This is a genomic window from Frankia sp. R43, assembly GCF_001306465.1.
In the GTDB taxonomy this organism is placed as follows: domain Bacteria; phylum Actinomycetota; class Actinomycetes; order Frankiales; family Frankiaceae; genus Parafrankia; species Parafrankia irregularis.
In genome coordinates, this window is the sequence record NZ_LFCW01000006.1 from 694592 (window position 1) to 717199 (window position 22608).

Consider the following 22608-nt stretch of genomic DNA (forward strand, 5'->3'; position numbering starts at 1 on the left):
GGACTGGATGAATTCTCAGACGAGGTGTGGCGGGCGGTGGCACGCCACCCCTACAGCGGGGTCGACCTGCTGGCCGAATGGCTGCGCCGGCCGGAGCCGATCGTCCAGGCGGAGATGGAGCGGCTGGTAGAGGCCGGTCTCGTCCGTCAGGTCGGGCATCAGTGGGAGCCTCAGGATCCGGCGCGCGTGTTGCAGGCACGGCACGCGGTGCGTGAGGCGGCGCTGGTGGCCGAACGAGCCCGAATGGCGGATGAACGGGCTCAGCTCTACCGTTCGGGGCTCTTCGGGGACTACGTCGCCGGCCGCCGCAGAGCGGGGACGAATGCCGGCATCCAGGTTCTCGCCCGCGATGAGATCTTCCCGCGAATGGCCGAGCTCACCGGAAAGTCCACGCAGTCCATCCGATTTCTGCTCAGTGGTCCACCGCCGCCCGGCCTCGGTGGGGACGTCCCGGATCTGCTGGTCCCGGCCGCGGGCCGGGGAGTGCACATCGCCAGCGTCTGGACGCCCGGTGCGGTCACGGTGGCCAGGCGGCGAAACGCCGGGCGGCGGCTGCCGCCCATCGGTCAGGTGTATGTGGCCCCCGCGTTGCCGATGCGGGCGATCGTCTGGGACGCCACCGCTGCCCTGGTTCCCGTGCGGGACGACGATCTCGACGACGGGGCGTTCGCGGTCGTCGCGCCGACGCTCGTCCTGGCGGTCGCCGACATGGTGACCCGCACCCAGCGGGCGGCCGCTGTCCGCGGCAGTGCGGAGGTGGTCGTCGACGAACCGGCGACGATGCGCCGCCAGCGAGCACTGCTGCGCCTGCTCGACATGGGTCTGGACGACAGCCGGGCGGCCCGGGAGCTGGGGGTCTCCGATCGCACCGTGAAGCGTGACGTGGCCGAGCTGTGCCAGCGCTTCGGCGTCCTGAGCAGGTTCCAGCTCGGTGCCGCCGCCGCCCGGTCCGGATATCTGTCCAGGGGCGGCCGGGGCGCGGAGCAGGGTGGCGCCGCTGTCCCGCCAGCCGTGGGCGTCCCGTCAGGCGTCCCGTCAGCCGTTCCTTCGGCCGTTCCGCCAGCCGCGCCGCCGGCCGCTGGGATCCCGTCGACGGTCCCTGCCGCCGGCAGTCGAACGGTTGGAATGGCATGAACAGGACACGGCGTCCCTTAAGCGTCACATGATTACTCTTCCGGTCAACCGTCAACCACGACTACCGTCCTGCTCGCCGACGGGATCGAGATAGCTGCTCAGAGTTGCTCCGGCGTGGTGGATGTACTCGGCACGCGGCCGTGGAGCCACCCAGAGCGCTGACGGCTGGGCGTGGCGTGTCCCCTCCCTGCCACGCCCCGGTCCCGTCGGGTGACTTGACGTCCGGCGGACCCCGCGTCCCGACGAGAGGTGGCGGAGTGCGGAACTGGCCCATTCGCTACAAGATCACCGTGGTGCTGCTCCTGCCACTGCTTGCTCTGGTCGGCTTCGGTGGCTGGGTCGTCTCCGGTCAGCTCGCCGCGCAGCGGGCGAGCGAGCAGACGCGCACGGCGGCCCGGTTCCTCATCCACGTCAACGATCTTGTGTACTCCCTGCAGACGGAGCGGTACGCCGTCTCCAGCCTGGTGGGCTCCGGGTACCGGGAACGCGACTTCGCGGTCCGTTCGACGAACGCGCGAGGCCCCGTCGACGAGGCGCTCACGACCGTCACGAAGACCGCCGCGGAGCTGCCCGCCGGCCCGCGCAACCAGGTCCGGGACGCGGTCGCCGCGGCCCAGGGCCAGATGGGGGGCCTGGCGACCGTGCGGGCCGGGGTCGACGCGCAGACCCTGCAACCCGGGCCAGGGACCGTCACCTACAACCAGATGATCTCCGGCTGGCTGGACGTCGGCGCCGCCATGGTCGGCATCGGCAGCGAGGACACGGACGTCGTGCGGGTCGCGACCGCGCTGTCCGCGATCTCCCGGGTGGGTGAGTCGATCAGCCAGCAGTACGGGTACGTCTCGTCGGCGGCCGTGCTCGGTACCGCGGTGCCCGACAGCGTCACCCGGGTCCAGTCGGCGATCGGTACGGAGACCGCCTGGATGACCCAGTTCCGGCTGTCCGCCACCGCAGCCGAGGTGGCCCTCTACGACAAGCTGGTCGGCCCCACCCAGGCGGCGGTGACCGAGCTGCGCGACAAGGTGCTGCACGGCCAGCGGATCGACTTCAGCGCCTGGGCGGCGGCGAGCGGGGCGAAGTCCGAGCAGGTCCGCGCGGTCCAGCGGCAGGTCGTCGAGGAGCTGGAACATCGCAGCGGGACGCTGGCCGACGCGGCGCTGCGCCAGGCCGCGCTGTCCGGCCTGCTCGCGGCCGGTGTCCTCGCGTTGTCTGTCGCGGTGTCCGTCGGTGTCGCCAGCCGGATCGTCGGCGGGCTGCGTAACCTGCGCACCGGTGCGCTCGACGTCGCCCAGCGCCGACTGCCGGAGGTCACCTCGAAGCTACGGCAGGGCCAGCCCGTGGACCTTGAGGCCGAGCCCGCAGCCTTCCCGACCGCCGGCGGCGACGAGATCGGTGACGTCGCGCGCGCCTTCAACGTCACCTACTCGTCGGCCGTCACGGCGGCCTACGAGGTCGCCGAGGGCCGCAGCGTCGGCGCCATCCTGCAGACGCTGGCGCGGCGCACCCAGGGCCTCATCCAGCGCCAGCTCCGGCTGATCGACGAGCTGGAGCGCGACCAGCAGGACGGCGAGATCCTGACCAAGCTGTTCGGCGTCGACCACCAGGCCACCAGAATGCGGCGGCTGGCCGAAAGCCTCATCGTGCTGTCCGGCGGCCAGCCGGGACGCACCTTCCGCGGCCCGGTCCGGCTGGTCCAGGTGCTGCGGGCGGCGGTCAGCGAGGTCGAGGACTACACCCGGGTCCATGTGCACCTGCCGACGTCCGATGTCGAGATCGTCGGCTCCGCCGTCGGTGACCTCACCCACATGCTCGCCGAGCTCATCGAGAACGCCACCGCCTTCTCCCCGCCCGACACGCCGGTGACGGTGCAGGCCAGCCGGGTCGGCCAGGGCTGGACGGTGGAGATCGAGGACCGCGGGGTCGGCCTCGACGACGAGATGTACGCCGCGACCAACCACCGCATGGCGAACCCGCCGCCGTTCGAGGCCTCGACGCACGGCAGCCAGATCGGCCTGTTCGTCGTCGCGCGCCTCGCCGCCCGGCACCGGATCGCGGTGCGTTTCAAGCCCAGCGTCTACGGCGGTGTGCACGTGGTCACGATCATTCCCGCGGGTCTCATCCACACCGAGGTCGCCCACCAGACCGCGATGCTTCCGGCGGGCCGGGCGGGCGGCACCGGTAACACCGGTGGTACCGGTGGTGGTCCCGACGATCCGGGGCGGCGCAGGCCGGAGCTGGGCCCTGGGGGCGGTCCCGGTGGGGATCGCGGCACCGGTGGCGGCCGGCATGCGCCCACCGAGGAGTTCGCCCTGCCCGTCGGGACGGGAACGGCGCCCCACCCGGTCGGCGCGCGGGCCGGCAGCGGCATCGGTGTCGATCTGACCGGCGACGCGGACGGCCGTTCGAGCCGCTCCGGGGACACCGTCCGCGTGGGCCGGGGCGGTGACAACGGGCACGGCGACGGCTATGGACGTCCCGACGGGTTCGGGGCGGACGTGCGCCTCGGCGGGTTCGCCGAGGCGACCCACGGGGCGCACGCCGCTCACAGCGATCACGGGGCCAACGGGGCCGGCGAGGCAGGCATGTACGGCACCCGCGACTTCGCCGAGGGCGCTCGGGGCTCGGCCGGTTCCGGTGCGGCCGCCCGGTCCGGTGCGGCGCCCGGTTTCGACCCGCTCGCGGCGGGGGCCGGCGCACCGCTGGGCTCCGGGGGACCGGGCGGGCACGGCGGTAGTAGCGGGTATGGCGGCAGTGGCGGGTATGGCGGCCAGGACGGATACAGCAGGCACGACGGAAACGGCAGGCCGGGCGGTTACAGCGGCCAAGACGGCGGTGGCAGCAGCGGCGGCAGTGGCGGCAGTGGCGGCGGCGGCCGGCGCGGCGGGTACGGCGAGTACAGCGGATACAGCGGTTCGAGGGTGCCACCGGACGACGTCCGGCCGGTGCGCCTGGATCCGGACCTGGACCCGTCCTCGCGTCGCGGCAGCGAAGGACGTCCGCCCGGCTTGGCTGCCCACAGCGCCATGGACCTGGCCGACAGCGGCGTCTTCGACCCCCTGTTCGGACCGCTGCGGGGCAGCGACGGCGCGGCCGCGACCGTGCCGGGCGGCACGGGCGGTGCGGGCGGCACCGGGGGCCATCCACGGCTTGAGGATCTGCCGCGCCGCCGCCGCGGGGCCCATCTCGCCGAGAGCCTGCGCTCCGAACCCGATGTGGAGCAGCCGGCCCGCCGCACCGCCCGCCCGCCCGACCCCGAGGCCGCCCGCGCGCTCGCCCAGGGCTTCACCAGCGCATTCGAACGCGGAATGCGTGACGCCGACGACCTCGACGGGAGATAAGCGATGCACCGACAGCCCGACCTCTCCTTTCTGCTCGATCGCCTGCGCGAGACCGTTCCCGACATCCTGTGCGCGGTTGTCCTGTCCGCGGACGGACTGCTGCTCGCCACGTCGAGCGGGATCGAACGCACGGCGGCCGACCAGCTCGCCGCGGTCGCGTCCGGCTTCGACGCACTGGCCCGCGGTGCCGCTCGCCAGCACGGCTGGGGCCAGGTCAACAAGACGATGGTCGACATGGAGAACGGCTACCTGTTCATCACCGCTGTCGGCCACAGCGCCTGCCTCGCCGTCTCCAGCACCGCCGACGCCGACGTCGGCCAGATCGCCTACGAGATGGCGCACCTGGTCAGCAGGGCCGGCCGGTTCCTGACCCCGGAGCTTCGCAGCCAGATGCGGGCGGCCCTGCCGTCCTGAGTCGACCTGGACCGCGTGCAAGCGGGGGAGGGAGGTAGACGGTGCCCGAGGACTGGTCCGGGTCGCCGGCACCGGGCGAGCACTGGGACGACGCAGAGGCGTTCGTCCGCCCCTACGCGGTGACCCGAGGACGCACGACGCCGGCGGTGCCGCTGGAGCTCGTCGCGCTCGTCGCGACCACCGACGGCGGCATGGCGGCGATCCGGCGGCGCGGCCGGCTCGCGCCCGAGGAACACGACATCGCGATCCTGTGCATGCGAATTCACTCGATCGCCGAGATCTCCGCCCGTCTGAAACTGCCGTTGATGGTGGTGCGGGTACTCATCGACGACATGGCGCGGGGCGGAATGGTCTCCGTCCACCGCCCCGAACATCCTGATCGACCCAGCCCGGAGCTCCTACGGAGGGTTCTGCATGGTCTCACCACTCTCTAGACGCGCACCCACCGCGGTGAAGGTGCTCGTCGCCGGTGGCTTCGGAGTTGGCAAGACGACGTTCGTCGGGTCGGTGAGCGAGATCGAGCCGCTCACCACCGAGGCGGCGATGACCAGCGCCAGCGTCGGCGTCGACGACACCAGCGCGGTGAACAGGAAGACGACCACCACCGTGGCCATGGACTTCGGTCGCCTCACGCTCAGCAACAACATCATCCTGTATCTGTTCGGTACTCCCGGCCAGGACCGGTTCTGGTTCATGTGGGACGAGCTCGTCCGGGGCGCGATCGGCGCGGTGGTGCTGGTCGACACCCGCCGCATGGCCGACTCGTTCCCCGCCATCGACTTCTTCGAGAACCGCCAGGTGCCGTTCCTGGTCGCGGTCAACCGCTTCGAGGCGAACTCCCATGAATACCCGCTCCCGATGGTCCGTGATGCCGCCGACCTCGCTCCGCACCGGCCGGTGATGTACTGCGACGCCCGGCGCCCGGACAGCGCGCAGACGACGCTCGTCCATCTCGTGCGCCATGCCCTGGAACTTGCCCTTACCGGAGAACCACTGGATGGTCCGTGACCGGCCGGGCTCGGCGGTGACGATCAGCTCGGGGGGATCTCAGGAGGCCGTGATGTCAAGCCACAACCTCGACCTGCCCCGGCCGCGTGGCCGAGTGCCCGGAATCGAGATGGAGGTCTATGTCGACTGGGAGGACCAGATCGAGGTCGAGGACCCGCCGAACAGCCGGCGCCCCGCGGTCATGGTGCGCATGCCGGCCTATGTAGCCGGCGGGCTCTCCCACGAGCTGCACAGCCTGGAGACGATCCGCGGCGCGATCGGCGGTGACTGCAGCGAATGGGCCCAGGTGGCTCGGGCGCTGCTGGCCGCGGCCCGGATGGCGGCCGGCTCGGACCGGCATCCCGAGCTGGCCGATCTGCCGGCGGCGCCGTTCGCGGCCGGCCCGGACCGGCATCCCGAGCTCGCCGACCTTGCCGACCTCGCCGATCGGCCGCCGACGCCGTTCGCGGCCGGCTACCAGCGGATGGTGCCGGTGGACGGGCCTGTTCCCGGAGAATGCGCGTGACTCTGCTGCTGTTGACGGCCGAGGCCGGGACGGTGTTCGGCGTGACGGTCTGGGTGCTGCTCCGGATCTGGGCCCGAACGCGGGACATCAGCCTGGCCGACGTCGACTTCTACGACCCGCTGGCAGAAACCGGCCACCCGTTGGCAGGAACCGGCCAGGAATGCGGAACCGGCATGATTCCCGCCGCAATCACCACCACCTTCAGTGAACCCGCCGGCAGTCGGCGCCCCGGTAGTACCGACACGGCGGCGGACGGATCGGGTCAAGTGGGGCGAATAAGACTGCCGCGAAGTCCGTCGGCCGGTCCGTGGGTGATGGACGAGAACGGCGTGGCGGGATTTGCGCGTTCTCCGCTCGGCGCGGTCATCGGCGCTGTGAACATCGCCTTCCAGGTCATAGGCATGGACGGCGTGATCACCACCTGTCGGCGGATCGCCACCCAGCAACAGGGCGCTGACCTGCGTGAATGTTCCATGGATGAGCCCAGGAGGGGTTCCGGTCACTGGCCGGCGGCCGAGTCCGGTTCAGGAACCGATCCGCGTCGGCGGGGCAACCAGGTGAACGACTCCGACCGTAAAGAGGATCACGGGTCGACCGGGCGAGCGGTCGGCAATCTTACCCGCCGCACCTATGAGCAAATTGAGATCACCGGATGGAAGCTTGAGAGCTATTCATCAGGGAACGCGACGGTACGGTATGTTCTCACCCGGTTCGGGGGCGGCGATGACGTCGTCTCGGTGACGATGCGGGTCGAGGTGAACTGGGCCGATGGCGACTGGCGGGTCGTCGCTCCGCCTACGGGGGAGTGGTTCGACGCGTTCAGTGCGGACGGCGATATGTCCGGTTTCATTCTCTTTCCCGCACACGTTACGTCGCTGTCGTCGCCGCGCCGCTGACAGGCGGGTCCTGCCAGCCGTGGAGTCGGGGGTTCGTGCCCGCACAGGCCGACACGAACCCCCAACACCACGGACGGGGGGCTGGAGTCCCACATCTGTCGCGGGGTGCGAACGCGTGCATGGCGCCGCCTGAGCGTGCACGTCTGAAAGCCCCCGACATCTTCGCGCCAGGTCCGGGTGTTCAGGCGCCTCGATGCTGACGGCAACAAAGGAGCACATGAATGTTGAGATCGTCCGTCCGCCGCGCTTCCGCGCGCGCGACGCTGATCCTCGCGGCGCTGGCGAGCATGCTCGCCCTGACGGTCGGCGCGGCGCCGGTGGCTGGGGCGTCCGCTTCGGTGTACTACCTGCCGGTCGGCTGCTGGTCGGGCACCGCCACCACGGCCCTCGGCGCGACCGAGTCGGTTGAGTCGCACTTCTACCTCAACGGCAAGTTCGAGGTCTCCACACCCACCGGCGACTTCACGGGCAGCTGGAAGTCCACCGGCCCGCGCACCTTCACCTACGGGTTCGTCCGGACCCTGCCCGGCCCCGGCGGCGTGGTGATCGGCACCATCGACATCAAGCACTCGGCCACCTTCACCGCGTGGAACACGTACACCTCCACCGGGACGGCCACTGCCTACGACCTGAACGGCAACGTCCTGTTCTCCGGCCCGGTCAGCTCCACCGGAACGCGCACCTTCTAAGCGGCACCACGCACCCGGCGGCCGCACTGGCCGCGACGAGCAGCCCGACCGGCCGCATCCGACCCAACGGCGAGACCCGCCGATCCGGCCGGACGCGTCAACCGGATCGGTCGACCAGAGCGGTCGGTCGGGCCTCAGGTGCCCGCGATGCCAGACAGTCACAACACCCAGGAGCCCCGGTCCGCCGAACTCCCGGATTGATGCGCTTTCCTCCCCTACTGTGATCTTCGGTGGGAGGGGGAAAATTCATGAATCACGCCGCTCTGTTCTCCGCGGTGTTCATCGCGTTATTTGTCGGTCATCACCTTGGTGACCACGTCGCGCAGACCGACTGGCAGGCAGCCCGCAAGCACGGATCCGGCTGGGCCGCCGCCCGGGCGATGATCGGCCACCTGTTCAACTATCACCTGTGTATCTGCGCCGCGCTGCTCGGGCTCGTCGTGATCGACGTCCCGCTGCGGCCGGCGGGCATCGTGGTGGCGCTGATCTGGTCCGTCCTCACGCATGGATTCATCGACCGCCGGTGGCCGGTACGCGTGCTGCTCCAGCGAGGGCGGTCACCCCTTTTCGCCAAGAGCACCAGCAGTGGCGTGAACGGAATCTACCTCGCTGACCAGTCGCTGCATATCGGCTGCCTGTTCGTCGGAGCGCTGCTGGTGTCCGCGCTGAGCTGAGCCGATTTCAGGAATCCCGGCCTTTGGCGCCGATGAAGAGGTGGTATTCCCCGACGACCCCGTCGCCCGGCGCCGGGGGCATGACCTGGCCGAAAGCCGCCTGGCCGCAGGTGAGGCGCTGCAGCACCGCCGAGGTCACGATTTTCGTGCCTGGGGAGAGCGCCTGCAGTGTGCGGCAGGTACTGCTCACCAGCGGCCCGGCCAGCCCGAAATCCGGAACGAACAGATCGCCGTGCGCGATGACGGCGCTGAAGGCGAACGGCGGCTGTCCGGCCTCGTCGGCCCCGTTGGCCTCGTCAGGTTGGTCGGGCTGGTCAGGTTGGTTGGTCCGCGCCGTGGTCGGCGGATCTGCCGGTAGGCGGGAGAGCCGGTCGAGTGCGATGAGAAAGGCCGCGGCGTCGTCCGCGTTGTCGTGGGTCGCGAGGATGTTGTCGCCGGCGACGGAACGCAGCCGGCCGTGGGTCGTGCCCAGCGCCTCATGGTGAAGCTCGACCCAACGATGGAGCCGTTCGTTCAGCGTGGTCAGGGACACACGGGCGGCGAGGGCGTTCAGGCCGACCAGGTCGGTGACGGTGAGGAACGCGTTGCGCTCTATGCCGCGGTAGCGGTCCGCGAGGAGGCGGTGCACCTGCACCGGCCGGGGAATCCCGTTGAGAGCCAGTTCCCCGACGAGGTCGAAGCCGAACTCCGCCGACTTGGCCGCGTCCCGCGTGGTCGACGTCACGTACACCTCGTTCGTGGGTACGTGCTTCTCCATCCGCGCGGGCACGACGACGCCCTCGCCCAGCAGGTCGTTCTCGAATCTGATCGTGTCGCAGGTGTGGATCGCGACCCGGCAGCCCTCCACCCAGTCGCCGATCGGCAGACGCGGGCCGGAAATGAACAGGTTGACGATCTGTGCCGCCGCGTGCAGCGAATCGGTGGCGGAGCGGAAAGCTGTCAGATATCCGTCACCGGTGAACTTGATGATCTCGCCGCCGAGCTCCTCCACGATCCTCCGAATCGGCAGGACCGCCTCGGTCATCATTTCGGTCATACGAACCCGTGGAACGGAGGCCATGGCCCGGGTGGAGCCCACCAGATCCACGACCAGCACGGTCGTGGTTTCCATTCTCACTATGCCGCCTGCCTTCCCGAGACCCGCCGCCGCCGCGGGCACGGCCGGAATCATAGCGGCGTGCAACGGCCCGCCATGGCGGATTCGAGGGAGAACCCGCGGGGCTTCACGGGGTATCCACCCTGGCCTACGTAACCGGCCGCGGTGCGCCCGCGGTCCGGTGCAAACTGTGCTAGCCCACTTCGGCCGGGACCCGCACCGGGCCGCAGGCCCTTCCCCTGGTCAGCGTCAGGACCGTTCTCGTGGTCGTCCAGTCCGGGTGATCGGGTGACCCCGGTCCGCGCGAATCGGCCCGTATGCGTGCCACGGCGACCGGCCGCATATGCCGTTATTCCGGGTTGCTGCCGGGTATGTCCATTTTCTGGGAGGGCGGGGAGAACGAGACGAGGGCCTGTGGTTCTCAAAGCGAACCACAGGCCCTCGGTTCATGAGCTCTGGATGACGCTCCTGGAAGGCAGGCAACCGTGATCTCGGCGGCTTCGGTCCCTGCTGGTGTCTACCAGCCCCAACCGCCGTGCCGACCCCAGCCGCCCCAGCCGTGGCGCCAGCCCCAGCCGCCCCAGCCCCAGCCGTGGCGCCAGCCCCAGAAGAACGTTCCGGTGACGTCTCGGAAGTAACCCTGTGCCCGTATCGACGGTGCCGCGTACCTGTCCTTCATCGCCGCTTCCTCATCCCGAGTCCGCGTAGGAGTGATCCTCCTTCCGCTGATCGGCCGCACGCCCGCCAGCCCTGCCGGTGCGGTCGGGCGCGCCCACCAGGGTCAGGGCGCTCAACCGACCACCTCTCATCGTCGCTCGGCCGCCTTCACCAGTGGTTCAGAAAGGGTTCATCGCTGAACCGTTTCCCTCTCACGGCTCGTGGCCAGGGCCGCCGCAGGCCTGGGTCGACGATGGAAGAGGCTCGCTCTCCGGCCACGAGACCGGCGCGAGGCTGATGGCCAGATCGTGGATCTCACGCCGCCCATGACCCAGGACCCAGATCTGGGTGCCGGCCCGTTCAAAGCGCACATGGCCCTGATCGGGGTCGTCGGCAGGGGACCACCAGCGTGCCGGCGTGCCGTCCGCCAGTGCGATCGGCTTCCATTCGGCGGGGTCCGCCATCCGCGCGCCCCGGGACTGGACAAACCACACCCGGCTGATCGGGAGACGTCCTCCGTAGGAATGCGCGACTATCGCTGGCCCGTCCTCGTCGTTCTCCAGAACACCCGCGTAGGTCAGGTCGCGGGGGGCGAGCACCGTGAAATCCACCTCGCGGGCCAGCGCGGCCAGCGGTCGGGCCTGGCCGCCGAGGCGCTCGGATTCGGCGACGGCGCCGACTGAGCCCAGATCGAAGCGACGCGGGTCGATCGGCGCGTCGAACCGCGGGGCGCGCAGGCTCAGCTGCTCGGTCTTCCGCTCGCCGGACCAGGCGGTCAGCTCCAGCAGCACGCCGGTGGCATCGTCCACGACCAGGTCGTAGGAGTCGCCTTCCGGCAGGTTGTGCAGGCGGGGGGCGAAATTCTGGTCGCGCGGAACCCCGCGTACCCAGGTCGCCGTCCGTCCGTCCCGTTCCTGCGCATCAGGCCGCGGGGCCGCCAGGTCCAGACCGGACAGGACCAGCCAGGGCCGCACAAGGACGAGCTCGGATATCCCCACGGCGGTCAGCCCGAATTCGGCGGCGGCGGGCCGCGAGCCGTAGACCTTGCCGCAGTGACGCCGCCGCCACTGCAGGCCCCGCACGACGACGCCGTCGCTGTCGAGGTCGCCGTCGCTGTCGCCGTGCCAGTCGACCCGCAGCGATTCGGGCGTGGCCTGGAGCGAGCCGCGCCGCGTGTCCATCCCGGCAGGAGCCTGCTGGTTGCCCGGCGCGCCGGGTGGTGAGACCACGACGCGGAAACCGCGGGTGGCCTGCGCCATGCTCGCCGCCGCCACCGCCGCGTGGTCGACCCAACCCCGCAGGTCGGCCTGTAGCGAGCTCCACCGCCGGGCCGACGTGGACATCGCCTCCAGCGTGTCTCCCAGGGCGGTCACCGGGCGGATCCTGACACAGGATCCGCCCGGAGCGCAGCCCGTCACATCCCGGATGGAGAAGTGGCCGCCGCCGCGGAACCGTTGGTGGACAGGAACATCCGTCTCGCGACAGATGTCAATGCCGGGTTGGGTCCCGGCGGTCGCTGCCGGGTGCCTATTACCTGTCGTGTGACCGGTCGCGGTGAATCCGCGGCAATCGACGCTTCTCCGAAGCGCGGCGAGACCGACCGGGTACGACTCGTGGCGCGGCCGCCTGCCGCACCGGCTGGCTGTCCGGCGGTGTCCCACACGTGGCATATTCAGCCTGCGTGGAGTATGCGCGCCGCGTGACCCCATAAGTCGTAGCCCGGACCTCTGAGGAGCGCCACCGACGATGACCGAGACCGGTGTTCTCGTTCAGGAGCCTCGGCCTGGCGACCCCGAAGTGCTTGGGCGGCACCGGGTTCTGGGCCGGCTCGGCGCCGGTGGCATGGGTGTCGTCTATCTCGCTGAAGGTCCGTTCGGGCGGGTGGCGGTCAAACTCGTCCGTGCGGAGCTGGCCGATGACGCGGATTTCCGCCGCCGCTTCCAGCGCGAGGTCCAGGCCTGTTTCCGGGTGGGGGGCGCACGTACGGCCCGGCTGGTCGACTTCGAGCTCACCGCCGACCGCCCGTGGCTCGCGACAGAGTTCTTCGACGCTCCCAACCTGGCCGAGCAGGTGCGGGCGGACGGCCCGCTCGCCGCGGACGCGCAGCTGGTCCTGGCAGCGGGGCTCGCCGAGGCGCTGCTCTCGATTCACACGACGGGTCTGGTTCACCGCGACCTCAAGCCGTCGAACGTGCTGTGGACGCCCAGCGGGCCGAAAGTAATCGACTTCGGCATCGCGGCCGTGACCGACACGGTCGCCCTGACGTCGACCGGTCATTTCGTCGGCACCCCTGGATGGCACTCGCCGGAGCAGATATCCGGCCAGGAGGTCACGGCCGCCGCGGATATCTTCGCCTGGGGCGCGCTGCTCTGCTACGCCGCGAGCGGAAAGGCGCCGTTCGGCACCGGCAGCCCGGAGGTTGTGCTGGCCAGGGTCGCCGTCGCGGAGCCCGTGGTCGACCGCGAGCTGATCGCACCTGCGCTGCGTGATCTGGTGACGACCGCGATGATTCGTGATCCGGCGAGCCGGCCGACCGCCGTGGATCTTTATGAAGCTCTGGTGGGGCTGGTGCCCAGCGACGCCGCCTTCCCGGTGACCCGGGTTCTCGGAGCCAACCTGGCGGACACCCCACCGTCAACCCCGGTGCGTGCGACCTGGACGGATCAGCCTTCGGCGGATCAGCCCGCACGGGAGAGCGTGCCGCCGGCCGCTCCGCCCGCAACCGGACCCAGCGGACCCAGCGGTGCGCGCCGGCTCGTCGCGGTCCTGGCCGTGCTGCTGATCGCCGCGGTGGGTGGGATCATCGGCCTCGTCCTGACTCAGAAGGACGACACCGGGTCGCCCGCCGAGTCCGCCGAGTCCGCCGAACCCGCCGATTCCGCCGATTCCGCCGAATCCGCCGAGTTCACAGCCGGCGAGCCATGGCGCATCACCATCGACGACCAGATCGAGGGGAATGACGACACAGGCTGCACGGTGACGGTGCTGGACGCGGATGGTGCCGTGGTCCAGCTGTTCGAGGGGGTCTACAGCCGGAAGGCCTACCAGGTCGCGGACACCGGCGTGTTCCACTGGACCGTCAACAATGACGGCTGCCTGGTGAGCGCCGACGAGAGCCCGGCCAAAACCGGGCTCCCCTTCGTCCAGATGGCCTACAGCGGGGACACCTCCGTGTTCGACACGTCGGGGAGGATCTCGGTCGACCCGATCGACTTCGGCGACGCGACGGACTGCGAACTCACGCTGCGTGCGATCGACGGTCGGTCGCTCGACTTCGTCACGGCGCACAAGGGCGACGGCCCGGTCGTGCTCAACGCGGGCGGTCCTGACAAGGTTTACCTCGCCGAGGCCGGCTGCGCCTTCAGGGTCTCCGTGCAGTCCTGAGCGCGGCGGGTTCACTCGGTTCGCGCCCAGGTCACGGCCGGCAGTGCGTACCAACGCCGGTGCCTGCCCGGGGGTGCCTGTCTGGGTCGGAGGTGCCTGCCCAATAGATGACACAGGCGGGTGCCTTCCGGGCGAAGGGGTCATTCTGGACCGACCCGGCTCAGGTCATGTCGACCTCTGCTCGAGACGTGTCGACCTTGCGTGGTGGAAGGCAGGACGAGGAAACATGACCAGGCAGCAGCGGACACCCATGGTCAGGGGCGGGATCGCCCTCGCGCTCACCGCGAGCGTGCTGACCGGTCTGACGGCCTGCGGCTCCAAGAACGACGCGGACAAGTTCGCCGAGAAGCTGCGCACGAAAGGCTACGGCAAGGTCCACGTGTCCGCGGACATCGAGCGCAAGGGTGGGAAGAAGCGCACTGTCGCCTACGACGCGCACGTCCTGGTGAACACCGACGCCGACCCGCAGACCTGCGACGTCGAACTCGAGAACGACGTGCGCTCCTCGGGCCGCGGTCTCGTCGACTACTTCGACGTCGACGAGGTCCGCGACGCCCGCGGCTCCGGGCACGAGGTCGAGGACGACCGCACCTGGCCGGACAACCCGACCCTCACCCAGCTGCGGGCCGAACTCACCGAGCATTCCATCGACTGCTGACGTCCGACCGGACGCGTCCACCTCCACCGCTTCCGAGTAAGAAGCGAGGGTTTCGGCTTCCGCAGAGCTTTTCGCAGAATCCTGAGACGCGACGGATCCGGACCAGCAGCATGGGCTTGGCGGATCCGTGCTGACGGAAGGCGAACCGCACCCGCACCCGCACTGCCACACAACACCGGCATTTCATCTCAAGATGCGCAAAAGGGGCGCAGATTCGCCTGGCCGTGCGCAAGGGTGAAGGATTTTGGTCGTCGGAACAACCAAAATCCTTCACCCTTGCGACTCGCCAAACCGCGACAGGCTCTGCGGCAGTCGAAATCCGCACTTCTTGCGAAGCGTCAAGCAACTCCATGGGCCCAGTTTCTCCTATTGAGGTAAATTGCTCGCGCTGTTTGGTGGCGCGGGATGCCCAGTAGGACATCGTGCGGCGGATAGCGCGGAGTGACGGACTGCCAGGTCGATATCGGGGGCCAGCACGATCAGTGCCAGCACTGCCCGCGTCGGCCGCCCGTGCACGCCGTCAGGTCAAGGACTCCGTTTCGTCCGCGTCTTCATCCGCGGCGTCGACTTCGTTTTCGGTTTCAGGGGCCTGGCGCAGCTCGATGCGCAGTGCGGCTGCGTTGGCGAGGATCGTGAGCGCGCACCAGAGCCGCCGGGGAGCGGCCAGCGGCCCGGTGATCTCGGCGAGGGTCGCGCGAAACTCCTCGGCGTAGCGTTCCTGCCGCCGGTCGTCGACCGCGATGGCCGCCGCAGCCGTGATCAGGCCCTGGGTGAAAGCGCCGGGCCGAAGTTCACCGGCGAGCGTTCGGACGGACAGCGCGGTTCGGTGCAGGCCACCTCCGGCTGGCACGAGCCGCCAGGTGGAACTGGGCCGGCGAGTGGCGATGACCGCTCCGACGGCGGCGCAGACCGTGACGGTCTCGAGCGGTGGCATTCCGAGGGCAAGGCCCGGAAGCGTCACCCCGATGAAAGCACCTGCGAGTGCGCCGAAGCCCGGTCGGCTCCGCAGCGGATGGCGATGGGCGAGTACGCCGAGAACCAGCCCACCCACCACGCCAGCTCCACAGAAGCCGAGCTGGAAGTACACGTGGTGCGCACCTGGATCTTCATGTCGGTAGTGCACGATCTGGAACTGCAGGGCTTCGGCGGCTGCCTCGCCGCCCAGCAGGCCGAGGGCCAGGCCCAGAACCATCGTCGTGGGGCGGGCGTACCGGTTGGCGAGCAGGCCCAGCGCCAGCCCGACGACAGCACCTGCGGTCGCACCTATGACAGGGGCATAGCCGGCATCGCTCGGCTGCTCGAAGTGGTAATCGACCACCCGCAGATAGGCGTTGAGCGCGGCACTGCTCGCCACGTAGCCGGTGAGCATGCCGAGAGTGATTCCCGCCAGTGGCCTGGCCAGGCGCGGCCGGCGGGCGGCGACCGGCCAGAGAACAAATCCGGCCAGCATGCCCACCGCAAGGATGATGAAGGGGACGTAATCTGTGTAGAAGTAGCCTGTGGGGGCGGACGGCGCTGCCCGAAAGCTCCAGATGTACATATAGGCGGTGGCGACCTGGAAGCCCGCAGCGCTTCCGGCAGCCAGGCCGAGCCGAGATACCGCGGGGCGGAATCGTCGGAAGGCCCGTGCCCCGATGATCAACCCGACGGCGGCGCCGACGGCCATTCCGAAGATCGGCTCATGGCCGCGCAGAACGTACCCGACCGACGTTTCTGAGAAAACAGCTGCCGCGTCGAGTCCGTCGCTGAACTCGTATTCGTTCCCGTCTGCCGACCGCGCACCGAGGAAGAGCGCGAATCCACCGAACGCGCCGATGGCCAGACCTGACCAGGGCCTGACCAGTGGTTGGAAGCGGATGGCGAGCGCACCGAGAAACTGGCCGAGCGCAGCCGCCACCGCGATCCAGACCATGGGCGGGCAGCCGGCGACGTTGTCGCTGGCAAAGCCGGAAAAGATCATGTGATCGGCACCGTCGAAGGCCGCGAAGCTGGTTCTGCTGGTGGCGGACCCGACACTGCCGGCGACCACACCCAGCGCGAGCCCGAGCGGGACTGCCGTCCACCGGGGGCGGCGGCGAACAACGAGGCCGAGCAGCAGGCCGAGCGCCGAACCGACGGCGACCCACGCCAACTGCTGGTACCCGTCGGGAACGGCTGTCGACGTAGCCCGGCCGGCGAACCGCTGGATGCTGCTGTCGTAGTAGACGGCGGCGTTGCCGGCCCGGCAGGCGAACTCCGCGAGGTGGCCTCCCAGCCCTCCCAGCACGACACCCAGCAATGGCGAGGCCAGCCGCGGGCGACGTTCGACGAACGCCCCGGTAACCGCCCCGATGCCGGCGCCCAGCAGCATCGAGAACGCCGGGCCAGATCCGAAGTCGAAGCTGTCACTGCGGAGGTAGGTGATGGCGTTCAGAGTCGACATGATCGGGTAGACGGGATGCGCCAGGTATCCGGCCAGCAGGCCGAGCCCCGCTCCCAGGGCGGGCTTGGACAGCCGAGGGCGGTGCGCGGCGGCCGCGCCGAGGATCAGCCCCAGCGCCGCGCCGACGGCGGTGACGGTGTAGGTCAGACCCGCGGGAAGTGCACGGGCCAGCAGGTTGGCGAGGCAGGCGCCCGCGATGACGCCGAAGACCATCCGCCGTGCCAGGGTTCGGGGCGGGGCGGCGGGAGCCGTGTGTGGTGTGGCGCCGAAACCCAGGCGCGGTGCGACGTCCGGAGCCGTGGTCATCGGGGGCCCTCCGGCGCCGGGGTGAATCCGCCCAGCCCACGGCGCCGCCCGGCATCGCGGCCGCGGCGTTCGGCGAGCAGCACCCGGGCGCCGGCCATCCCGTCCGGGGTGAACCGGTAGAGCCGTCGACGCGCACCAGGGCGGTCGGTGTCCTCCCAGTCCGAGGCGACCCATCCCAGGCGTTCGAGCCGGGCCAGGATCGGAAACACGCTGCCGGTCGCCAGCCCGGCCTTCTTGGCGATCGCCAGGCCGTACGGTTCGACCTCGTCGTCGAGGAGCACCTCGAGGACGTCGAGCGTTGCGGGCGTCACCCGGGACAGTCCTGCCATGGCCATAAATCTAGATATGTAGAGATAGGGGAGTCAAGATCTCGGCGGGCTCGGATCGGTCGCCGACTGGTCCGGCCTGGTCCGCGGGCGTTGCTCGGTCGGCGAGCTTCGCGAGCCCGGGTCGATCGGTGGAGCGGGAAGCTTCAGCATCCGAACGGCACCGCCCGGGAGCCGAACGGCGGCAACCGCACGCCGGTCGGCCGAACGCCCGGTCCGTATGGCGAACGGTCGTCTCGGCAGCGTGTGCGTCAGGAGTTCGGCCACGGCAACGATGCCGAGCGTGGTGCGGACGGACTCGGCGAAGGCACGCCCGTCGGCGACCGGGCCGCGCGGTGGCGTGCCGGCCGCATATTGGGCGAACCGGTCAGCGAAGTCGGGGATCCGCGCAAGTGCCGGCCACACGGCTGCCACCTCGCGCGTCCGCTTGTCCAGCAGGGCCGCCCGAGTGGCCGCGAGACCGGCCGGATCAAACGCGGCCGGGTCAGGCCCGCCGTCGACCAGCGCTCGCACCAGATCAGCCTGCTCAACCGCCAGATCAGCCTGCTCAGCTGCCAGGTCGCGCTGCTCAGCTGCCAGGTCGCGCTGCTCAGCCGCCGGGACCCGCTGTTCGTCCGCCGGATCCGGCTGCTCGGCAGCCAGATCCGCCTGTGGGGCCGCGTTCCAGCCGCCAGCCGGCTTCGCGGCCCGGCGCGAGTCGGCAAACCGCGGCGCGGGCTGGGCCGCGGGCGTGACTGACAGGACGCCCGCGATGGCGTCGAGCTCGGCGTTCATCCGGGCGGCGCTGGGATAGTCGCCGTCGCGTTCCAGCATGACCGGTAGGTGGTGCGGGCATCGGCGGACCGCCTCGGCCAGCAGGTCCAGCACCGCCGGGGGCACGGGGTGGCGGTGGGTGTCGTGGTAGCGGCCGTCGTGTTCGACTCCGCCGGCCACGTGCACGTAGGCGATTCGCTCCCAGGGGAGCCGGTCGAGGAACCGAGCCGGGTCGAGGCTGTGGTTGTGCCGGTCGGCGTGGAGATTGGCAACGTCCAGGATCAGCAGCGCGTCGGTTCGCTCGGCCAGCTCGGTCAGGAAGTCCGCCGGATGCAGATGGTCCGCCGGCCACCGCAGCAGGGAGGCCGGATGTTCCAGCGCCAGTGGCACACCCAGCTCGGCGGTGACCGCCCGGACGTTGCCCGCCACCACGTCGAGCGACTGCCGGGTCAGTGGCACCGGCAGCAGGTGCCCCGCCTCGAGGCCGCCGGCGCGGACCATCGCGACATGCTCGCTGACCAGTGGAGCCTGGCACCGCTGGGCCACCGCGGCGAGGCGCGCGACGCGAGCAGGCTGCGGACGCTCCGTGCTTCCCAGGGAGAGCCGGATCCCATGCGGGACGATCGGGACGCCCCGGCCGGCAAGGCTGGCGAGTGAAGCCGGCAGCGGTGCCCGCGGGTCCACGGCCTCGGCGATGACCTCGACGAACGTCAGATCGGCGCGCTGCGCGAGCACGTTCGCCAGCGGCGGGCGCCACCCGGCACCCAGACCTGGGCTCAGCCCGGATGGCTTTCGTCTCGGGCGATCGTCACCCACCGCAGCCACCACCACCGCCACCACAGCCGCCACCGCCACCACCATGGCCGCCACCACAACCACCACCACCGACGTAACCGCCGCCGCAGCTGCCGCTGCTGCCACCGCCGAAGCTGCTGCCATCGCGCCGTGGCCGGTCGAACCCCAACCATCCGGCGAGGTTCCGGTCGGCCGTCCACAGCGCGGCCAGGCCGAACAGTGACACGGCCAGTGCGCGCTCGCCCTGCAGGCCGCCCGAACGCAGCCCGCCGAAGTCGGCCCGAGCCTGGCGCACCACGCGATGGCCGGCTGACGTGAGCAACGGGCCGCGCCACGGCAGGGTGGCAACGATGACCAGCAGCACGGTGACCACCAGTTCGCCCACGAGGAAGCCGACCGGCCGGTGCCGGGAAACCCCGAACACCAGCCTGATCAGACCGATTCCCAGCAGCGGGAGAAAGAAACTGTTCAGTGCCCGGATCGTCCGGACCTGCTGCGGTGACGCGACGAACCCGGACCCGGCCAGATGGCCATGCGCAGCCACGACCCGAGGGTCTCTCGCGAGACGGCTCACCAGCTGAGAAGGCCGTGCTGCGTCCATCGCGCCGACCCCGTCGAGCACCATCTGCTCGACCGGGCCAACAACCCCCGGGGCCGGTCGCCGGGCGACCTGAAGCCACCCGTGCGGCTCCGCCGGACACAGGTAACCCTGTTCGCACAGCGAGACGACGGCGACGTTCACCGCCCGTTCCAGGCCGCCGGTCAGATAGGCATAGTCACCGTGCAACTGGCTGCTCGAGTGAACCGGAGAACCATCGGCGCGGCTCAGCATCCGCTGCCGCATGAGAAAGACAAGACCAGCGACTCCCACCAACGCCCAGCCGTAGATGCTGAGGAAGGCAGGGCCGCTGATCCCCCAGGTATCGCCCTGGGCTGCGAGCACCACGACTCCGCTGGCTGCCACGCAATGATCGTGCGGCAGCGCGCTGGGCGGCGTCCAGGAAACCCCGCCCGCGCAACCAGTCGGCTCAATGACTGCCGTTTGCCGGTCAGGTTCCTTGTCGGCAGCGGTTTCAGCTCGGTCTGACCCACCTTCGCCACTCGTCCTGTGACTGGAAGCCGGCGGTTCGCCAGAAGGTGTGGCCGAGCTCGTTGTTCTCGAGCACCATCGCATCGAGCCGGGTCGCCCCCAGCGAGTGGAGCCGGAGGGCCGCGGCGTCGAGAAGCGCGCGGCCGATGCCCTGACGTCGGACGCCGGGGTGAACGGCCAGCCGGTAGAGGTGCGCCCGCCAGCCGTCCCAGCCGGCTATGAGCGAGCCGACGATACGATCGCCCTGCCGCGCGACCAGGCAGGCCTCGGGGTCGCGGGCGAGCATGGTGCGGATGGCGTCCGCGGTGTCCGCCGGCCTGGCCTCGTTCTCGGCCGCGGCTTCCCACAGCGCGAGAAGCTCCTCCGCATCGGCGAGAGAAGCGCTGACGATCCGGACGCCGTCGGACTGCCGATCGTCATCGGTCGTGCCATCGGTCGTGACAGCGGACACCGCCCAAGTGTCCCGCACCACCCGCTCGTCATCCGGGCGGTTCCCGGTTCCTGCGGGGCCGGGCTGGTCAGAACGTGAGGGTGCGTCCTTCGGGGGCGGTGGTGTAGGCGACGCCGTCGACCTTCAGCCCGTCCGCGTTGACCAGGGTGATGGTGCCGCCGCTGTTGCCGAGCGCGACCGGTGCTGGGACGGGGATCCGCACCGCGTCGCCGGCGGGAAGCACCGGGCCGGTCAGGCGGGCGCGGTGGCTGGCGCGGTCGAGCAGGGACCAGCCGGCCAGATCGACCGGTTCGGCGGTGGTGTTGAGCAGCGTGACGGTTTCGGCCTCCGGGGCGGGACCGAGCGGGTTGACCAGCGCGGCGATGATACGGATCTGCCGGTCGGGCTCGCCGGGGGCGGGGTGGCCGGCCGGGCCCGCGGGCGGAACGCCGACCAGGGTGTGGCCGGTGCTGTCGTCGGTGTGCCACATCTGGTTCTGGAACGCGAGGAAGATCGCGACCCATCGGTCTGCGAACGCGAGCAGGAGCCCGCCGTCCTGCCAGACACCGTCATCCCGGGTGAACTGGCGGCTGTTGCCCTGGTTCATGTGGATGTCGTGGACGCCGTTCCCGGGAAGAAATCCGAAGATCTTGTCGGGGGTGGTGGGTTCCGGGCCCCAGCGCTCCCCGAAGGCGTACAGCCGGGCGGTCGAATCGGCCTCGGCGCGTTGGACGTAGTGGTCGAGCTTGTCCGCCAGGTCGTTGTCGGGGCCGGGCTTGTCCGACGGCAGTGCGCGCAGGCTGGTGCGGTCGAACAGGTTGCCGCGAATGAAATCCAGCGCGAGCCCACCCGGTGTGCTGTCCAGCGGGTTGAATCCGTCGGGCAGGGCCGCCAGCCCGGGCAGGATCGGATGGGCGAAGGCCTCGGAGGCGGTGTAGAGAAGCTCCGCCGGGGCCTGGGAGGACAGCACGTTGACCGCCACCCGGAACATTGTTCCGGCCGCGTCCACCTCGATCTGGTAATGCGGGCTGTCCGCGCCGCCCTCGCGGCGGTGGTTACGTATGCGGCCGGCGAGAACTCCGTAGGATTTCAACGGCATGACAACCTCCACCTGATTTTCCCCGTGGTTGCAACGCTCACGCGGAGCGTAGCAGCACCACCGAGGGCCGAAGACCTCGGCTACCGCGTATCAGCGCCAGGAAAATGCATGTGCGCAATCGCCCGACCTGCTTTCGTCCGCAGAAATTCAGGGAGCGTACATTCTCAGGAAACCTGTGATTTCTACGAACGCAGCCGGGTCCGGAGGACGTCCAGCTCGGGGTCGGTGATGCCGTGGGCGGCGGCCCAGCCGGTGGCGCCGCCCCACTTGTCGTCGAGCCGCTCGAAGAACGTCCACATGGTTTCCGGGCGGCAGCTGATGTCCCGCCTGGCCGGCCGGCTGCCGTAGGTGGGCAGGGAGGCGAGCCGTTCCGCGATCAGTGGCAGCCGCTCGTTGGTGAGGACGTAGTCGTCGACGATCGCCGACCGCTCCACCCCCGCGATGTCGAGGACGAGCGCGGCGAGCACCCCGGTGCGGTCCTTGCCGGCAGCGCAGTGGAACAGCGCCGGCAGCTCCACCGGCCGGGTGAGCAGCCGGACGGCGTCCGGCGCCTCGCTGCCGGTCCGGAGCAGATAGTCGAGGTAGTGGTCGGCGACCTCCTGCTTCGACCGGCGCTCGACGATCACCTTGTGCTCCGGGTCGCCGGGAACCAGGTAGGAGTCCGGCACGAACGCCAGGTTGTGGTAGCGCACGTCGGTCTCGGCGAGCAGGCCACGGCCTTCCGCCGCTGCCTCCCTCGGGGTGCGCAGGTCCAGCACGGCGCGCAGGCCGATCCCGTCAACCAGCCGCCGGATGTCGTCCAGGCTGAGCAGCTGCACTGTGTCGGTCCGGAACAGCACACCGCGGGCGGTCCGGCCGCCGCCCGTCAGCGGCAGACCGCCGAGGTCCCGCGCGTTCACACACCCGTCGAGCTGGATCCAGCGATCGGTCACGA

General features: G+C 70.2%; 21 protein-coding genes. 11 read left to right on the top strand and 10 right to left on the bottom strand.

What is annotated here, in order from left to right; translation table 11 throughout:
* Positions 1-36 precede the first annotated feature (36 nt).
* From ACG83_RS27300 to ACG83_RS27340, 9 genes are all read left to right on the top strand, one after another.
* A complete protein-coding gene (locus tag ACG83_RS27300) occupies positions 37-1134 on the top strand; it encodes a LuxR family transcriptional regulator (RefSeq protein ID WP_235498205.1) in 1098 nt (365 codons plus the stop codon).
* 257 nt (positions 1135-1391) lie between these two features.
* The gene (locus ACG83_RS47645) at positions 1392-4472 is read left to right on the top strand and encodes a nitrate- and nitrite sensing domain-containing protein (protein ID WP_054569069.1); all 3081 of its coding nucleotides are present in this window, start codon (positions 1392-1394) and stop codon (positions 4470-4472) included.
* A gap of 3 nt (positions 4473-4475) precedes the next feature.
* Positions 4476-4886, top strand: coding sequence for a roadblock/LC7 domain-containing protein (locus ACG83_RS27310; RefSeq protein ID WP_006545324.1), 411 nt, complete (start codon positions 4476-4478; stop codon positions 4884-4886).
* Between the two features lie 41 nt (positions 4887-4927).
* Complete coding sequence (locus ACG83_RS27315) at positions 4928-5320, top strand: DUF742 domain-containing protein (protein WP_006545325.1); 393 nt, start codon at positions 4928-4930, stop codon at positions 5318-5320.
* Positions 5301-5894 carry an ATP/GTP-binding protein gene (locus ACG83_RS27320; RefSeq protein ID WP_006545326.1) on the top strand — a complete coding sequence of 198 codons (594 nt, stop codon included), beginning with the start codon at positions 5301-5303 and terminating at the stop codon, positions 5892-5894. The genes ACG83_RS27315 and ACG83_RS27320 overlap by 20 nt, the downstream gene beginning before the upstream one ends.
* Positions 5895-5946: 52 nt before the next feature.
* Positions 5947-6399, top strand: a complete 453-nt coding sequence (locus tag ACG83_RS27325; RefSeq protein WP_054569188.1) for a hypothetical protein — start codon at positions 5947-5949, stop codon at positions 6397-6399.
* Complete coding sequence (locus tag ACG83_RS27330) at positions 6396-7295, top strand: hypothetical protein (protein ID WP_131831148.1); 900 nt, start codon at positions 6396-6398, stop codon at positions 7293-7295. Before ACG83_RS27325 ends, ACG83_RS27330 begins: the two co-directional genes overlap by 4 nt.
* Positions 7296-7516: 221 nt before the next feature.
* The gene (locus tag ACG83_RS27335) at positions 7517-7984 is read left to right on the top strand and encodes a hypothetical protein (RefSeq protein WP_054569071.1); all 468 of its coding nucleotides are present in this window, start codon (positions 7517-7519) and stop codon (positions 7982-7984) included.
* Positions 7985-8232: 248 nt separating this feature from the next.
* Positions 8233-8658 carry a DUF3307 domain-containing protein gene (locus ACG83_RS27340; RefSeq protein WP_054569072.1) on the top strand — a complete coding sequence of 142 codons (426 nt, stop codon included), beginning with the start codon at positions 8233-8235 and terminating at the stop codon, positions 8656-8658.
* A 7-nt stretch (positions 8659-8665) separates the two neighbouring features.
* Here ACG83_RS27340 and ACG83_RS27345 read toward each other — a convergent pair whose 3' ends face one another.
* The 3 genes from ACG83_RS27345 to ACG83_RS27350 all read right to left on the bottom strand — a co-directional run bounded on the left by ACG83_RS27345 (position 8666) and on the right by ACG83_RS27350 (position 11784).
* Complete coding sequence (locus tag ACG83_RS27345) at positions 8666-9769, bottom strand: adenylate/guanylate cyclase domain-containing protein (protein WP_054569073.1); 1104 nt, start codon at positions 9767-9769, stop codon at positions 8666-8668.
* A gap of 502 nt (positions 9770-10271) precedes the next feature.
* Positions 10272-10433 carry a putative RiPP precursor gene (locus tag ACG83_RS46195; protein ID WP_200931380.1) on the bottom strand — a complete coding sequence of 54 codons (162 nt, stop codon included), beginning with the start codon at positions 10431-10433 and terminating at the stop codon, positions 10272-10274.
* A gap of 190 nt (positions 10434-10623) precedes the next feature.
* Entirely contained in the window at positions 10624-11784 is a 1161-nt protein-coding gene (locus ACG83_RS27350) for a hypothetical protein (protein ID WP_054569074.1), read from the bottom strand.
* A 373-nt stretch (positions 11785-12157) separates the two neighbouring features.
* Between ACG83_RS27350 and ACG83_RS27355 the strand changes: the two genes are divergently transcribed.
* A complete protein-coding gene (locus ACG83_RS27355) occupies positions 12158-13795 on the top strand; it encodes a serine/threonine-protein kinase (protein ID WP_054569075.1) in 1638 nt (545 codons plus the stop codon).
* 226 nt (positions 13796-14021) lie between these two features.
* Positions 14022-14453, top strand: coding sequence for a hypothetical protein (locus ACG83_RS27360; RefSeq protein WP_054569076.1), 432 nt, complete (start codon positions 14022-14024; stop codon positions 14451-14453).
* A 520-nt stretch (positions 14454-14973) separates the two neighbouring features.
* Here the strand turns inward: ACG83_RS27360 and ACG83_RS27365 are convergent.
* The 7 genes from ACG83_RS27365 to ACG83_RS27395 form a co-directional block, all read right to left on the bottom strand.
* The gene (locus tag ACG83_RS27365; protein ID WP_054569077.1) at positions 14974-17181 is read right to left on the bottom strand and encodes a hypothetical protein; all 2208 of its coding nucleotides are present in this window, start codon (positions 17179-17181) and stop codon (positions 14974-14976) included.
* On the bottom strand, positions 17178-17492 hold the full coding sequence (locus ACG83_RS27370; RefSeq protein ID WP_235498206.1) for a PadR family transcriptional regulator: 315 nt from the start codon (positions 17490-17492) through the stop codon (positions 17178-17180). The genes ACG83_RS27365 and ACG83_RS27370 overlap by 4 nt, the downstream gene beginning before the upstream one ends.
* A gap of 51 nt (positions 17493-17543) precedes the next feature.
* Positions 17544-19145: a DUF692 domain-containing protein gene (locus ACG83_RS41670; protein ID WP_235498207.1), complete on the bottom strand. Its 1602-nt coding sequence runs from the start codon at positions 19143-19145 to the stop codon at positions 17544-17546.
* Positions 19069-20019, bottom strand: coding sequence for a TIGR04222 domain-containing membrane protein (locus ACG83_RS27380; RefSeq protein ID WP_161934796.1), 951 nt, complete (start codon positions 20017-20019; stop codon positions 19069-19071). The genes ACG83_RS41670 and ACG83_RS27380 overlap by 77 nt, the downstream gene beginning before the upstream one ends.
* Positions 20020-20128: 109 nt before the next feature.
* Positions 20129-20614, bottom strand: a complete 486-nt coding sequence (locus ACG83_RS27385; protein ID WP_235498208.1) for a GNAT family N-acetyltransferase — start codon at positions 20612-20614, stop codon at positions 20129-20131.
* A gap of 49 nt (positions 20615-20663) precedes the next feature.
* On the bottom strand, positions 20664-21674 hold the full coding sequence (locus ACG83_RS27390; protein ID WP_054569079.1) for a DUF2278 family protein: 1011 nt from the start codon (positions 21672-21674) through the stop codon (positions 20664-20666).
* 182 nt (positions 21675-21856) lie between these two features.
* A complete protein-coding gene (locus tag ACG83_RS27395; RefSeq protein ID WP_235498209.1) occupies positions 21857-22606 on the bottom strand; it encodes a tyrosine-protein phosphatase in 750 nt (249 codons plus the stop codon).
* Positions 22607-22608 lie beyond the last annotated feature (2 nt).